The sequence below is a fragment of the Tenacibaculum maritimum NCIMB 2154 genome, from assembly GCF_900119795.1.
In the GTDB taxonomy this organism is placed as follows: domain Bacteria; phylum Bacteroidota; class Bacteroidia; order Flavobacteriales; family Flavobacteriaceae; genus Polaribacter; species Polaribacter maritimus.
In genome coordinates, this window is record NZ_LT634361.1 from 2,799,293 (window position 1) to 2,814,585 (window position 15,293).

The window sequence follows — 15,293 nt, forward strand, 5'->3', positions numbered from 1 at the left end:
TTCTACTTAAATTTCACTTTTAAAATTTTTATCGAAATCCTTCCATTTTACAGTTTTGTAAGTTTTATTATTAAAAAAAGCTAATATTTTTTCTAAACGTTTCTCTGTCAAATAACCTGATACATTTTGAAGTAATTGCAATTCTTCATTTAAAAAAGCAGTGGAAGGATAACTTAATTTCCCGTTCATAATAGCAGCGGCTAATTCATGATATCCTCTTCTTCCTTGCCCTTTATATTTAAACACCTTCCCTTTAAATTCAATCTCTCTCTTTTCCTCTCCATTGAGTTTTACTGGATAATAATTTTCATTTATATAATTAATAACTACCTCATTTTGATAAGTGGTATTATCCATTTTTTTGCACCATCCACACCAATTTGTATAAATATCTATTAGCACGGGTTTAGGATCTTTCTTACTTAGGGCTATTGCTTCTTCAAATGACATCCATTTTACTCCCTGAGCTTGAATTACAGTAGTGCTTACCATTAAGAGTAGTGCTATTATTATATTTTTCATATGTGTAAAATTACCTCGTTTATTTCTTCGTCTCAATAAATGTACCAAAATTACAAAAAATAAAAGCATCGGAATTGATGCTTTTATTTTTTTAATTTTATTTAATATTATTAAATTTTATTTCACTCCGTGCATTAACTTTTTAATTACAGGATTTAATAAAAACACTAAAACTCCTGCTACTAATGGAACAATGGTAAATATTAAAAAGAAGGTAGATAGATCATATTGTTTCGTAATATTTTCAATTTGCCCTCCTAAAACGGCTGCTAACTTATTTCCTATAGCAATTGCTAGATACCACATACCAAACATAAAGGCAATCATACGTGCTGGCACTAATTTAGAAACATAAGACAATCCTACTGGCGACAAGCACAATTCTCCTAAAGTATGAAATAAATATGCCAACACTAACCAAATCATACTTACCTTCACCCCTTCTTTCATTCCATAGGAACCATACGCTAATAAACCAAAACCAATAGCCATTATGATCAATCCTAAAGCGTACTTCATTGCTGCCGATGGATTGTATTTAGAATCCCACCATCTTGAAAACATAGAAGCAAATGCAATGATAAAGAATGAATTCAAGATTGAAAACCAAGACACTGTTATTTCCACCTCATTCTCTTTTATTTCTGATACTGTTGCGTTTACAATACCATTATCCCTACTTAATTTTTTAGCATTGTCTTTTGCATATTGCAAACGCTCTGCATCTAAGTATCCAAATTCTGTTCCTTCATTGTTTTTGGTAATAATATGTACCTTATCTCCTACTTTCAAAGCAATAGGTTCCGCTATAGAAGTAGTTCTTTCTACAACCTTATCTGTGTTATTTAACTGTGTTTGTGTTGTTATCGCTGTATAACTATATTGTAAAACTCCATCTTCATTTTTCTTATGCATCCCTTGCTCATCCAAAACAGGAGTTTCTATTGCTTGAAATATTACATCATAAGCCGTTGTATTAAAATCTCTATTCAACATCCAACCAACTACTGTCCACATTCCCAAAAAGCAAATGACTAAAACAACATTAGAACCTGGTATTTTACTGTATGTCTTTTTCCATAAAACATATAAAACATAAGTAATAATAACTAAAGGAACTACCGTAAGTAATGTATTCACTATATTGAATATTGTTGCTTCTGTTCCACTCAATAATCTATCTACATTATCACGAGCAAAAATTACTAAAGAAGAGGCCCCTTGTTCAAAAGATAACCAAAAGAATACTGTAAAAAAAGCAAAAATTATAAAAGCAACCATACGATCTCTAACAACCTTTGTATAACGGCTAATTCTACTAATAACTAAGAAAAGGAACAATGCTAAGGCAAATAAAACAGCAATATACTGCCCTTCTAATTTCACCCCTTTTATAGTAGTTTCCAAAGCAGAAAACATATCTATTCCTCCAATTTTCGATAAAGGATCATTAAATGCATATCCTAAACCAATAACAGATGAGATAATAATTAAAATTTTATCTAATGTTGTAAATGGATTTAGCGGCTCTTCAGCTCCACCATCTGTTCTTTTCTCAGGATATTCTTCATTTATATTCTGAGGCACCTCCACTACATGCTCTTTTGACGGTTTTGCACCAATACTCCCAAATAAGCTTCCTGCTAGCCAAAATTGTAAAGTTCCTAGCAACATAAAAACCCCTGCTAAACCAAATCCATATGCCCATCCTACTTTTTCTGCCAAATAACCACACAGCATCATTCCGAAAAAGGCACCTGCATTCACTCCCATATAATAAATGGTGTATGCTCCATCTTTCTTCTCTGGATTCTCTTTATACATTTCTGAGATAATAGAAGTCATAGTCGGCTTAAAAAAACCCGTACCAATTACCAACAATGCCAATCCTAGATACAAAGAAAATTCTGTTTCAAATGCCATAGAAACGTGCCCTAACGTCATTATCGCCGCTCCAATAATTACCGCCCAACGATATCCTGTAATTTTATCAGCAATAATTCCTCCTATAATAGGCGTAATGTATAATAGCATTGCATAAGTACCAAACAAAGCACCTGCATTTTCTACGGTCCATTCCCAGCCTGGATTATACCCTACCAAGGCCATTGTTAAAAAATTAATTAACAAAACACGCATTCCATAAAATGAAAAACGCTCCCACATTTCTGTAAAAAACAGTACAAACAACCCCGCTGGGTGTCCTAAAACTTTGTCTTTAAATAAATTTTCTATATCTGTACTCATAAGTTATATAATTAATTTAGTGTTTTTCTTCTAATAATATTTCGTCCTCACCACTATCATCTATATCTACGCCGTGCATCATTTTCTTTACAAAAGGAGATAATATTAATAATGCGACTCCAAAACTGATTCCTGTATAAAATAAATACTCAAATAATTGCAAATAACTTTCTTTTGCCACATTCAAGTCTAATGCTGTTCCATTAGAAGTATCTATAGATGCTATATTTGCCAATACAGATGCTATAAACTCTGAACTTGCTGTGGCTAAAAACCAAACTCCCATCATAAACCCTACAATTTTAGGTGGAGAAAGTTTCGTTACCGCAGAAAGCCCTACAGGGGACAAACATAACTCTCCACAAGTATGTAAAAAATAGGTTAATACTAACCAATACATAGCTACTTTTGCTGATCCAGAGCCATTAATTCCTAAAACTAAAGAACCAAAGCCTAACCCTACAAATATCAATGCTAGTGAAAACTTTACAGCTGTATTAGGGTTATTTTTTCCTAGTTTTACCCATAACCATGCAAATACAGGAGCTAATACAATAATAAAAAATGCATTTAGACTCAAGAAAGTACCTGCGGCTATTTGTCCTCTATCTAAAACTCTATCAGCAAATAAATTTAATGAAGTATATGCTTGTTCAAATAATGCCCAAAAAATAATTGTAAAAACAATTAAAATTGTTAAAGCAAACAATTGCTGCCTTGCTTTACTATTCAACTGCGTTATTGCATAGTACACTATATAAATAAAAGACACTGCTCCTGCTATCATGAGAGATACTGATACTGCCTCATGTTTTTGAACCATTTGCCAAAAAACAACAGTTGATAAAACGCTCCCCATATAAATTAACCATTCATTTTTAACTCCAAAAGTTAATTTATTCAGGAACTCTGGATTATTAGATTCTCCTTTACCCATCAAACTTCTTTTACCTACAATAAAAGTTATTAGCCCTAAAGTCATACCAATTCCCGCCGCGCCAAAACCATAACTCCAACCATATCTTTCTCCCAACCACACACAAACAATGGTTGCTAAAAATGATCCCAGATTAATACCCATATAAAAAATGGTAAACCCTGAATCTCTCCTCTTATCTCCTATTTCATAAAGTTCTCCTACCAAAGAAGATATATTCGCCTTCAAAAAACCAACCCCTAAGATGATGAGCGCCAATGAAAAATAAAACACCTGTAATGCAACATCATCCCTTGTGATTTCACCTGTTATTGATCGAGTAGCAGCATTCCCTTCGTAAGCCATTCCTAAATGACCTAAGACCAATAAAACTCCTCCAAAAACTATCGCTTTTCTAAATCCCAAATATTTATCCGCTATAAAACCTCCTATTACAGGTACAGCATAAACCAAGGCTGCATAACTTCCTATTAATAAGTTTCCTGTACTATCAGAAAACAGATGATATTTAGTTAGGTAAAATATCAAGAGAGCCTTCATTCCATAAAAAGAAAAACGTTCCCACATTTCTGTAAAAAAAAGGATAAAGAGCCCTACCGGATGCCCTAAAAACCTTCTTTTTCCAACACCTTTTAAATTGTTCATATACTTAGTTTTAGTAGTTAGTCGTTGTTCGTTTATTTTTTTGTTAAATGATTTTCAATAAACTTTGTCATTTTAGTATATAAATGTAAACGTGTATGCTCTCCCTTATAAATACCATGTGCTTTGTCTGGGTACACAAAAAAATCAAATGGCTTATTTGCAACTATTAAAGCATTGGCCATTTGCATAGCGTTCTGTACATGTACATTATCATCTCCTGTGCCATGTATCAATAAGTAATCTCCTTTTAGCTTTTCTACATGATTGATAGGAGAATTATCATCATAACCACTTGCGTTTTCTTGTGGTGTTTGCATGTAACGCTCTGTATATACAGAATCATAAAAACGCCATGAAGTAACTGGAGCAACAGCTATTGCCATTGTAAAAGTATCATTTCCTTTTAGCAAACAATTACTACTCATAAAACCTCCATAAGACCACCCCCAGATACCAATATTTTCAGGATCTATATAACTGCGTTCTGCCATTTTTTTGGCTACTGCTATTTGATCTTCTACTTCATATTTACCAAGCTCTTTTTGAGTAACTTTCTTAAAATCTCTTCCCTTTAAACCTGTTCCTCTTCCATCTACACAAATTACTATATACCCTCTTTGAGCTAGCATGTTATGCCAATAATCATTTGAGTTATTCCAAACATTTCGCACTTGCTGAGATCCTGGTCCTGAATATTGAAACATCAATAAAGGATATCTTTTACCCGCATCAAAATCAATAGGCTTTATCATCCACATATTCAATGAGTTTCCATTAACCTCAATAGTAGAAAATTCTTTTGGACTTATCTTGTATCCTGCTATTTTTTCTTGTAGCTTTTTATTTTCTTTAATTATTTTTACAAGCTCTCCATTTGCTTTATACAAAGCATATATTCTTGGTGTATTAGCATCAGAAAAAGTATTGATAAAGTAATTTTTGTTTTTACTAAATGCAGCATTATTGGTACCATATTTTCTACTAATCAGCTTTTTGTTGCTACCATCTAATTTAATACTATATACATTTCTATTAATAGTGCCATTTTCTACAGATTGATAATAAATTGTATTTATATTTTTATCAAAACCGTAGTAATTTGTAACCTCCCAATCTCCCTGAGTGACTTGCTTCTTTAACTTCCCTTTATGATCATAATGATATATATGGTTAAACCCATCTTTTTCACTTGTCCAAATAAAACTATGATCCTCTAAGAAAGTTAAGTTATCTTGAATATCTACATAAGCTTCATCCTTTTCATTTAAAATGACCTTGGCATTTCCATTCTCTGCATCCACAAAATATAACTTTAAATCGTTTTGATGACGATTTAGCGTTGTTACAGATAATACGTTTGAGTCATTTGTCCATTGAATTCTAGGAATATACTCATACTCTCCTACATTTACTTGCCTAGTTCGTCCTGTTTTCACATTAAATAAATGTAATGACACCACTGCATTTTTCTCTCCTGCTTTAGGATATTTAAAGACTTGTTGGTTAGGGTATAACGTTTTAGCATATACATCCATCGAAAATTCTGGTACATTGCGCTCATCAAAACGTAAAAAAGCGATATAGTTACTCTCTTTGTTCCATCCAAAAGCTTTTACAAAAGCAAATTCTTCTTCATATACCCAATCCGTCGTTCCATTAATTATAAAATTATTCTTTCCATCTTTCGTTACCTGAGTTATCTTATTTGTTTTTAAATCTTTAATAAACAAATTATTATTCTGAGTATAAGCTACCTTCTTGCTATCTGGTGAAAAAGTAGGTTCTTGGATATTCTTTCCTATTAGAGATAGTTTTTTAGAGTCAATGTCATATACATAATAAGTCCCTTTGAAAGAATGACGATACACCTTCTTAAAATTAGTTCCTAAAATTAGTTTTGTTTCATTATTATTAAAATGATATGAACTAAAGTTCGGCAATCCTTTTAATTTTCTGCTATCTACAATTGTCGCTACTTTTTCCAAAGTTTCATAACTGTACTTATCAACTGTTGTATATTTTTCAGTTGGATCATAATTTAGTAGCGAATAATAATTTCCATTCATAGAATTCAATGCATTCATCCTCTCTTCTGAAAATGTACCATCCCAAATTTCTTTTAATGTAATGTCTTTTGTGGTTGCTGAATTGCTTTGAGTAGTTTCCTTCCCTTGTTTACAGGATATAAACAATGCTAAACTTGTTAAAATGAGTAGTTTTTTCATTAAAATTTATAGTTTCGACTAAAAGATTGCCAAGTTTACGGAAAAATCGGCAAAAAGCAGGTGTTAAATTGTAGAAATATATAATAATCCGCCTTGTTTATAAGGATTGATTATCTTTGCTCTTTTCAAAATAACAACTTAAATGTCTAAAATTATATCTGGATTTTCAAAACTTACCAAAAAAGAAAAAATAAATTGGTTAGCAAACAACTATTTTAACGATCAACCTGAAATAATAAAGACCCTTAAACAATATTGGAATGCAGATGAAAAGCTACAAAAATTGCATGACGATTTTATAGAAAATACCATTTCTAATTTTTATATGCCTTTTGGTATTGCTCCAAATTTTATCATTAATGGTAAAGAGTATGTAATTCCTATGGTCATTGAAGAGAGCTCTGTTGTTGCAGCAGCTTCTTTAGTTGCGAAGTTTTGGTCCACTCGTGGCGGTTTTAAAACAACAGTGATTTCCACTACAAAAATTGGACAAGTTCATTTTATGTATGCAGGAGACCCTATTGCATTGGAAACATATTTCAATACTCGGAAAGCAGCTTTATATGCCGCTACTGCTTCCATCACAAAGAATATGGAAAAAAGAGGCGGTGGTATTTTAGACATTCAACTAGTTAAAAAAACTGATAAGCTTGAAAATTACTATCAATTACATGTTACTTTTGAAACCAAAGATAGTATGGGAGCTAATTTCATTAACTCTTGTTTAGAAACAATAGCTAAAGAGTTTCAAAAAGACGGTATAGAAATTGTGATGAGTATTCTTTCTAATTATGTTCCTGAATGTTTAGTAAAAGCCGAGGTAAGTTGTAAAGTAGCGGAACTAGGAGGAGAAAATCCTCAACAATTTGCTGAAAAATTTTGTCAAGCTGTTCAAATTGCTGAAGTTGAACCTTACCGAGCTGTGACTCATAATAAAGGAATCATGAATGGAATTGATGCTGTTGTATTGGCTACAGGGAATGATTTTAGAGCTATTGAAGCTGGGGCTCATGCTTATGCTTCTAAAAGCGGGACTTATAAAAGTTTAACACATTGCGAAATAAAAAATGATGTATTTAGGTTTTGGATTGAAATTCCTTTGGCTCTAGGAACTGTTGGCGGATTAACCACTTTACACCCTATGTCCAAATTATCTTTAGATATGATGCAGCAACCATCTGCACAAACTTTAATGCAAATTATTGCCGCAGCTGGTTTAGCTCAGAATTTTGCTGCTTTGAGAGCCTTAACCACCAAAGGAATTCAACACGGACATATGAAAATGCACTTAATGAACATATTGAATCAATACAAAGCTTCCAATGATGAAAAAGAAATTATTCTTCATTATTTTAAAGATAAAACTGTTTCACACAGCGCTGTTATTGAAAAATTAAATTCATTGAGAAAACCTACAGTTTCTTGGGTAGATTTTTTAAATACTAATGAGATGTATTCTCAATTAAATAAACTAAACGCAAACACTCCTCCCTTGTTTGGTAAAATGAATGGGCAACAAATGGTTGAACACCTTAGTTTATTGTTACAAATTTCTAATGGAACAATACGTGCTGAGCAATTTATTTCTGATGAAAAATCAGCTCGTAGAAAGCCCTTCCTAAATACAAATAATGAAATTCAGCTTGGTTTTAAAGCCCCCAGCTTATCAGAAGAGCCTTACCCTGTAAAATTTCATACTATGGATGCTGCTATTAACGATTTAATATATCAAATTCAAAAGTTCACTGCTCATTTTAAGACTAGCAAAAAGGAGCATCATCCATTTTTTGGAGATTTAAATTTTGATGAATGGACAAAGTTTCATACCAAACATTTTACACATCACTTTAAACAATTTGACTTACTACAATAAACGCAATCTCATACAACTCTTCTCTAAAAGAAAAACATCATCAAAGAATTGGAAAAATATTATTCAAACGGAAAGTTATTGCTCACAGGTGAATATGTGATTTTAGACGGTGCAAAGTCATTAGCAGTACCTACAAAACTTGGTCAGGATTTAACCGTGCAACCCATTAAGGAAAAGCAACTTATTTGGGGAAGTTTTACAAATACTGGTATTTGCTGGTTCGAAGCTATTTTTGACCTTCCTAAGCTCCGTTTAATAAGTTGCACTTATCAGTCAGATAAGGAAGGGAGCTCTGAGCTTATTGCAGAAACGCTATTAAATATCTTACAAGAGGCAAAAAACCTTAACCCTAACTTCTTAGCTACTGAAAATGGATTCATTATAAAAACAAATTTATCTTTTCCTCAAAACTGGGGACTAGGAAGCTCTTCTACCTTAATTAATAATATTGCTCATTGGGCAAATATAAATCCGTTTTCTTTACTACGGAATTCTTTTTCAGGAAGTGGTTATGATATTGCATGTGCTCAACATAATACTCCTATTTTTTACAAATTAGAAGCACAAAAACCAATTATTGATAACGTTAATTTTAACCCTACTTTTTCCGAAGAGCTTTTCTTCATACATCTTAATAAGAAGCAAAATAGCAGAGAAGGAATTGCCCAATACCAAAAAAACAAAAAGGATATCAAATATGAAATTACCACTATTTCAAATCTTTCTACAGCATTTGTAAAAGCAAATTCATCAAAAGATTTGAGCTATGTCATTACTGAACATGAACAAATCATTAGCGGTATTATCAAACTTCCTCCTGTAAAAAAGAACCTCTTTGGTGATTATTTTGGCGCTATCAAAAGCTTAGGGGCATGGGGAGGTGATTTTATTCTTGCTATTGGAAATAAGGATACCCCTTCATATTTTCAAAAAAAGGGATTCAATACTATCATCCCTTATTCAAATATGGTATTATAAGCCTTGAAAAGGTTTACATATACGTTAAAAAACATTCATAAAAATGGAAACAATTATTGTAATTGGTGGTGGCGCTGCTGGTTTTTTTACCGCTATAAATGCTAAAGAAAATAATCCTAATTTAAACATTATTATTCTTGAAAAAGGAAAAGAAGTTTTACAAAAAGTAAAAATTTCTGGAGGAGGTCGCTGTAATGTTACCCACGCTTGTTTTGAACCTAAAGAACTTATAAAATTTTATCCAAGAGGAGCCAAAGAACTATTGGGTCCTTTCCATCAATTTATGACAGGTGATACATTCGAATGGTTTGAAAACAAAAATGTTCCATTAAAAATAGAATGTGATAATCGAGTTTTCCCGCAAGCAAACACTTCTCAAAAAATTATAGATTGCTTCCAAGAGGCTGTCGATAACCTTGGCATAAGCGTTTTAAAAAACCATGGAGTAACGGCTATTCATCAACAAGGAGAACAATGGATTGTTACCACTAAAAATAAACAATTTAGAGCAGAAAAACTTGTTATAGCCGCTGGTAGTAGTAAAAAAATATGGACACTTTGCTCAACATTAAACCATACTATCATAAATCCAGTACCGTCCTTATTTACCTTTAACATTAAAGACAAAAGAATCACCGATTTATTAGGAATTTCAGTTCCTAATGCTACGGTAAAATTAGCTGAAACAAGCCTCATTTCTTCTGGACCTCTACTCATCACACATTGGGGAATGAGTGGCCCAGCTATTTTAAAGCTATCTTCTTTTGGTGCAAGAATATTAGCCGACAAAAACTATCAATACACTGTAGAAATCAATTGGTTATCAAGAACTACAAACGAAATTTTAAATATACTTTTAAGTTTAAAAAAGAAAGAACCTCGAAAAACAGTATTGCTAAGATCTCCTTTTGCAGAAATCCCTAAACGCTTATGGGAACGCCTCGCTACCGCTGCTACAATTACGAAAAAGCAAAACTGGGCCGATTTAAATACAACGCAATTAGAGAATCTAGCCAATCAACTTACCAAGGGTACTTTTGATGCAAATGGGCGTACTACTTTTAAAGAAGAATTTGTTACTGCAGGAGGGGTTAACTTAAAAGAAATTAACTTTAAACGTTTTGAAAGCAAAATCCATAAAAACCTCTTCTTAGTAGGCGAAGTTTTAAATATTGATGCTGTTACTGGAGGATTTAATTTTCAAAATGCTTGGACAGGAGGATTTATATGCGCTAAAGCACTTGCGGAAACCTAAAATACCCTAGATATTATTCCTCTTCGTAACAGTTAAAAATAATAGCATAACCATCTTCCAATGCTTCTCTATAAAGTGCTACTTGATCCTCCTCCACATCCTCTGAAGAATCTAAAACAAAATATTCTTCCTCTACCTTTACAACCTTCCATCCTTCTTCTTTAATATAAAATTTGGCCAATTGAATAGCTCCTTCAATATCTTTATAATCTATATATAGACTTACATAAGCACCAACCACCTCTCCATATTGCTCGGTTTCTTTTTTAGGCTTCGCTAAAATATTTATTAAAAACATTTTTTTTATTTTTTTATTTTTTTACACAAACTACTTAATACCCCGTTACCGTACCTAGATACAATAATTGAAAAGTTTTAACATCTAGCAACAAATAACTTAAACTCATCATTATCCCATAATTACTTTTATCATAAAATAAATAATTAAAGTAATCTATTTTATCCTCCTCCTCATTATAATAATCACCATTTGTTTTAAAATGATTATTCACAAAGTCCTCTAAATGTGTTAATTTATGAATATTAATTTTTGAAGATAACTCATATAAGCTATCTATTTTAACTTTTATCTGTTTTCCTTTAGCAGATAATTTCCCATTATTAGTAAATATAATATTCTTATAATGGTATTCTTCTAAAAGAGCGTATAGCACTCGTTCTGTATTTACCTCTTCTTGTAATTTCTCTATACAAGAACTCAAACTATTAGACAACCTATTCAATTCGCTTATCTTATGCTTTACATTGAGAAACATCAGTGGTTTTTCTAAAGACTTTTTTTCAAAAACTTCGATTTTTGCTTTAATAATATCTTTACTTACATGAATAGCTTGCCAAACTGAATGGTGCGCAGAATAAGACTTATAATGATGCTGTGCTCTCGCACTAAAACCCAATAAAACAATAAAAAACAAATAATTATACTTAACCCTCATAGTTAGTTATTTTAGGGTTTAGAAAGATACTCTAATTTTATTAAAATAACGCTACCTACTATTTGAAATTACCTATTTTTCTCTTGCTACTTTACTAGAAAAAACAATCATCTCCCTTCTAGCAATTTTTAAACTTCAACTGGTACAGCCAACTCTTAATCTGCTAATTCTCCTCTATGGGGCTTCAGAGCATCTCTATAGGTTTTCATATCTTTTTCATTCACAATAACAAATGCTATTGTATGAAATTCATTCAGACTTACATAAGCTATCTCATGAAATTCTAACTTTTCCATTTCAGTAAATTCGTTCAAATGGACACAATGATGCTTCGCAGTCTCTAATCCATCTTCTCCTTTAAAATCCCAAATAAGTTTTAATTTTCTCATATCTATGCTAATTATTTACAAAAATAACCAAATCTCCTACTTCAAATCTTATTTCAACATTTTTTTCAATTGCTTTATTTCTAGTACCTATTCTAGTTCCAAAACTTAATGCTTCTTTATGTAATGGATACTGTAACCCTTTGGTAATAATACCCTCTGCACTTGGAAATGGAACTAATGAAATTGTTTTCCCCTTTACATTCTGTAAATTTGTAACATAATCTGCAAAAAAATACTTGCTGTAAGCATCAAAAAATGTTATAGCTAAGTTTTCCTTCCATATCAAAGCTGTTTGCAAATTTCCTAAAAAGTGATCTTGTTCTTTACCACTTGCTCCAAAAACATCTACCTTTTTATATCCTCGTTCATATAAGATTCTTAATATCTTATCAAAATCTGTAAAATCTTGGTTTGGGGTATGAATAAGTTCTATTTGCGGCAAGTGATTAGAAGAAGAATCTAAATCTCCTGCTACCAAATCAGGTACGATGCCTAATTTTTCTAAAACATGATACGCTCCATCTGTTGCACAAATAAAATCATATTTTGAAAGATTAGGCCTACCATTAGGAGGCTCTCCATTTAGCAATAAAAAAACTTTCTGACTACTTTTCATCCTGCAAAAATACTCAAAAACTTCCCTTTTTAAAGCTTCTTCTTCCAGTTTATGTTGATTATAGCTTTAGTTTGCTATAAAATAAAACGGTATTTTTTACTTGAATACGAAAAGGATGTTGGTCATAAAAAATATTTTTATAATGTGATTCTAAATACCACTATTTTCTTCTTTTTATAATGAGTTCATTCTGTAGTGCAAAACAAAAACCAATAAAAAACTTCTTGCTTAAAGCAAGAAGTTTTAAAAAATATTTTTTAGTTACACTAAGCTACCTATTCATACTCATAAGTGACACTAATAGTATCTGTATCTCCAGAAGTTCCTATAGAAGTAGCAACTCCTTTAACAGGATAGTTATCCTTATCATATTCATAATCTATTGTGATACTATGTTTTACCTCATTTTCTTCATTCTTATAAACAATTCTGGAAAGGTTATTTACAGGGAATAGCGCTCTTGCTTTGATTATCTCTGTAGCTTGTGGATTTACCGTAAAATCTAATTCTACCCTATCTAAAATAGCAATAATTCCAGCTGCTTCTAAAGTATAAAAATAAGGATTAGGTGCATCATCATAGGTCAATTCAGCAACATACTTCTTTATAACTACCTCATTATTTGAATCATCATATTCTTCTTCATTGAATGCAATCTTGTATGGATTCTTATTTGCATCATATTCTATAACTTCTCCTCTTTCAAGCGCATCGTATGGTGATTTATATAGCTTCTCTACATTGAACACCTCACTCTCATCACCAGATATTTCTATTGAGCTTCCTGTATTACTATAAGAGAGTGAAGTTGACTCGACTCCCCTTACTGCATTAATATCTTTCAACTTCTTATCTGCATCATAAACTAATACAACAGAATTGTTTCCTAAAAAGTCTAAATTAGATACCGTAGAAATTGATTTTATTATTTTTTTAGAAACTCCTTGATTTATTTCTTCAAAATCTTCTGAAGCGGAGCTACTACAACCAATAGTTAATACTGAACTCAAACCCAATAGAAGGGCGAATTTTACATTTTTCATAATAATTTGTGTTTTTAATTAAGCGGCAAATATAATTTTTTTTATAAAAAAACTCACAATTAACATTGTGAGTTTTTATTGATTTTAAATCATACTATAACTTAAATGCTTCTTTTACTTTTTCAACATAATCTAATTTCTCCCAAGTAAAAGTCTCTACCTCTCTTTCTATTACTTCTCCCATTGGATTTGAAAAACGAACCTTTTTTATTTCTGGTTTTCTTCCCATATGACCATACGCAGCTGTTTCTGAATAAATAGGTGCTCTCAGCTTTAAACGCTTCTCTATAAAATAAGGACGCATGTCAAAAATAGTTTCTACTACTTTGCTAATTTCTCCATCTGTCAAATTTACCGAAGCTGTACCATACGTTTCTACATTAATACTTGTTGGCTTTGCCACACCAATAGCATACGAAACCTGCACTAAAACTTCTTTACATAAACCTGCAGCTACTAAATTTTTTGCGATATGACGTGTAGCATACGCTCCTGAACGATCTACTTTCGAAGGATCTTTTCCTGAAAAAGCACCTCCTCCATGAGCTCCTTTTCCTCCATAAGTATCTACTATAATTTTACGACCTGTTAAACCAGTATCTCCATGAGGTCCTCCAATTACAAAAACCCCTGTCGGATTTATATGATAAGTAATGCTATCTGTAAATAATGCTTGGATATTCTTCGGTAATTTTGCTACTACCCTAGGAATTAAAATATTGATGATATCTTCCTTGATCTTAGCTAGCATTACAGCATCATTTTCATCAAAATCATCATGCTGCGTAGAAATAACGATTGCATCAATTCTTTGAGGTATATTATCATCAGAATATTCAATGGTTACTTGCGATTTTGCATCAGGCCTTAAATAAGTAATCTCTTTATTTTCTCTTCTTAATTCCGCTAATTCAATAAGCAAACGATGTGACAAATCTAAAGCTAAAGGCATATAGCTTTCCGTTTCATCAGTAGCATACCCAAACATCATTCCTTGATCACCTGCTCCTTGGTCTTCTGGATTAGCTCTTTCTACCCCTTGATTAATATCAGGTGATTGTTCGTGAATTGCTGAAAACACTCCACAAGAACTACCATCAAACATATATTCACTCTTCGTGTATCCTATTTTATTAATCACATCACGCGCAATTTTTTGGACATCTAAATACGTTTTAGATTTCACTTCTCCTGCCAATACTACTTGTCCTGTTGTGACTAACGTCTCACAAGCCACTTTCGATGATGTATCAAAAGCTAAAAAATTATCAATCAACGCATCTGAAATTTGATCGGCTACTTTATCTGGGTGTCCTTCAGAAACACTTTCTGAAGTAAATAAATATGACATAAACTCTTTTCTTTAAAATTTAAAATAGAAAAAAAACTTGGATTGCTTGGTCGCGTAAAGAAGTAGATAATTACTGCTTTAGCATTTTTATTCTGAACAAGAGTTCAATGAGGTTGCAATCAGTCCAAATTTTTCCTCAAAAATATTTGGCAAAGTTATAGATAAAATTCAAACCTAAAAAAGGTTTTCTCTAAAAAAAAAGAAAACCAAAAAAAATTATATACGTAGTATATACCCTAAAAAGATAAAAAAAAGT

At 31.9% G+C, this 15,293-nt stretch carries 13 protein-coding genes; 3 read left to right on the forward strand and 10 right to left on the reverse strand.

All coding sequences use genetic code 11. The features are described from left to right. Nucleotides 1-6 precede the first annotated feature (6 nt). The 4 genes from MARIT_RS12410 to MARIT_RS12425 all read right to left on the reverse strand — a co-directional run bounded on the left by MARIT_RS12410 (nt 7) and on the right by MARIT_RS12425 (nt 6,576). Nucleotides 7-522: a thioredoxin family protein gene (locus MARIT_RS12410; RefSeq protein ID WP_024741308.1), complete on the reverse strand. Its 516-nt coding sequence runs from the start codon at nt 520-522 to the stop codon at nt 7-9. Between the two features lie 117 nt (nt 523-639). Beyond that, complete coding sequence (locus tag MARIT_RS12415; RefSeq protein WP_100211671.1) at nt 640-2,769, reverse strand: peptide MFS transporter; 2,130 nt, start codon at nt 2,767-2,769, stop codon at nt 640-642. 16 nt (nt 2,770-2,785) lie between these two features. Beyond that, a complete protein-coding gene (locus MARIT_RS12420; RefSeq protein ID WP_100211672.1) occupies nt 2,786-4,351 on the reverse strand; it encodes a peptide MFS transporter in 1,566 nt (521 codons plus the stop codon). Nucleotides 4,352-4,383: 32 nt separating this feature from the next. Next, complete coding sequence (locus tag MARIT_RS12425) at nt 4,384-6,576, reverse strand: S9 family peptidase (RefSeq protein ID WP_100211673.1); 2,193 nt, start codon at nt 6,574-6,576, stop codon at nt 4,384-4,386. Between the two features lie 142 nt (nt 6,577-6,718). On the opposite strand from MARIT_RS12425, the gene MARIT_RS12430 reads away from it, so the two are divergent. Genes MARIT_RS12430 through MARIT_RS12440 form a run of 3 tightly spaced genes read left to right on the forward strand, consistent with a single transcriptional unit; the run spans nt 6,719 to nt 10,682 of the window. Continuing rightward, a complete protein-coding gene (locus MARIT_RS12430; protein ID WP_100211674.1) occupies nt 6,719-8,449 on the forward strand; it encodes a hydroxymethylglutaryl-CoA reductase, degradative in 1,731 nt (576 codons plus the stop codon). Between the two features lie 48 nt (nt 8,450-8,497). Further along, the gene (locus MARIT_RS12435; protein ID WP_024741303.1) at nt 8,498-9,427 is read left to right on the forward strand and encodes a GYDIA family GHMP kinase; all 930 of its coding nucleotides are present in this window, start codon (nt 8,498-8,500) and stop codon (nt 9,425-9,427) included. 43 nt (nt 9,428-9,470) lie between these two features. After that, nucleotides 9,471-10,682: a BaiN/RdsA family NAD(P)/FAD-dependent oxidoreductase gene (locus MARIT_RS12440; RefSeq protein WP_024741302.1), complete on the forward strand. Its 1,212-nt coding sequence runs from the start codon at nt 9,471-9,473 to the stop codon at nt 10,680-10,682. 13 nt (nt 10,683-10,695) lie between these two features. Here MARIT_RS12440 and MARIT_RS12445 read toward each other — a convergent pair whose 3' ends face one another. The 6 genes from MARIT_RS12445 to metK all read right to left on the reverse strand — a co-directional run bounded on the left by MARIT_RS12445 (nt 10,696) and on the right by metK (nt 15,037). Next, the gene (locus tag MARIT_RS12445; RefSeq protein WP_100211675.1) at nt 10,696-10,980 is read right to left on the reverse strand and encodes a hypothetical protein; all 285 of its coding nucleotides are present in this window, start codon (nt 10,978-10,980) and stop codon (nt 10,696-10,698) included. A gap of 34 nt (nt 10,981-11,014) precedes the next feature. Beyond that, the gene (locus MARIT_RS12450) at nt 11,015-11,638 is read right to left on the reverse strand and encodes a hypothetical protein (RefSeq protein WP_024741300.1); all 624 of its coding nucleotides are present in this window, start codon (nt 11,636-11,638) and stop codon (nt 11,015-11,017) included. Between the two features lie 155 nt (nt 11,639-11,793). Further along, nucleotides 11,794-12,027, reverse strand: a complete 234-nt coding sequence (locus MARIT_RS12455) for a hypothetical protein (RefSeq protein WP_024741299.1) — start codon at nt 12,025-12,027, stop codon at nt 11,794-11,796. Between the two features lie 7 nt (nt 12,028-12,034). After that, nucleotides 12,035-12,643 (reverse strand): thiamine diphosphokinase, encoded by a 609-nt coding sequence (locus MARIT_RS12460; RefSeq protein ID WP_100211676.1) that lies wholly within the window; start codon nt 12,641-12,643, stop codon nt 12,035-12,037. 275 nt (nt 12,644-12,918) lie between these two features. After that, nucleotides 12,919-13,686 (reverse strand): hypothetical protein, encoded by a 768-nt coding sequence (locus MARIT_RS12465; protein WP_100211677.1) that lies wholly within the window; start codon nt 13,684-13,686, stop codon nt 12,919-12,921. A gap of 94 nt (nt 13,687-13,780) precedes the next feature. Next, a complete protein-coding gene (gene metK / locus MARIT_RS12470) occupies nt 13,781-15,037 on the reverse strand; it encodes a methionine adenosyltransferase (RefSeq protein WP_100211678.1) in 1,257 nt (418 codons plus the stop codon). Between the last annotated feature and the right edge of the window lie 256 nt (nt 15,038-15,293).

Coding starts and splice junctions, on each gene's coding strand:
- MARIT_RS12410 (WP_024741308.1), bottom strand. CDS start 522: ATGAAAAATATAATAATAGCACTACTCTTAATGGTAAGCACTACTGTA.
- MARIT_RS12415 (WP_100211671.1), bottom strand. CDS start 2,769: ATGAGTACAGATATAGAAAATTTATTTAAAGACAAAGTTTTAGGACAC.
- MARIT_RS12420 (WP_100211672.1), bottom strand. CDS start 4,351: ATGAACAATTTAAAAGGTGTTGGAAAAAGAAGGTTTTTAGGGCATCCG.
- MARIT_RS12425 (WP_100211673.1), bottom strand. CDS start 6,576: ATGAAAAAACTACTCATTTTAACAAGTTTAGCATTGTTTATATCCTGT.
- MARIT_RS12430 (WP_100211674.1), top strand. CDS start 6,719: ATGTCTAAAATTATATCTGGATTTTCAAAACTTACCAAAAAAGAAAAA.
- MARIT_RS12440 (WP_024741302.1), top strand. CDS start 9,471: ATGGAAACAATTATTGTAATTGGTGGTGGCGCTGCTGGTTTTTTTACC.
- MARIT_RS12445 (WP_100211675.1), bottom strand. CDS start 10,980: ATGTTTTTAATAAATATTTTAGCGAAGCCTAAAAAAGAAACCGAGCAA.
- MARIT_RS12450 (WP_024741300.1), bottom strand. CDS start 11,638: ATGAGGGTTAAGTATAATTATTTGTTTTTTATTGTTTTATTGGGTTTT.
- MARIT_RS12455 (WP_024741299.1), bottom strand. CDS start 12,027: ATGAGAAAATTAAAACTTATTTGGGATTTTAAAGGAGAAGATGGATTA.
- MARIT_RS12460 (WP_100211676.1), bottom strand. CDS start 12,643: ATGAAAAGTAGTCAGAAAGTTTTTTTATTGCTAAATGGAGAGCCTCCT.
- MARIT_RS12465 (WP_100211677.1), bottom strand. CDS start 13,686: ATGAAAAATGTAAAATTCGCCCTTCTATTGGGTTTGAGTTCAGTATTA.
- metK (WP_100211678.1), bottom strand. CDS start 15,037: ATGTCATATTTATTTACTTCAGAAAGTGTTTCTGAAGGACACCCAGAT.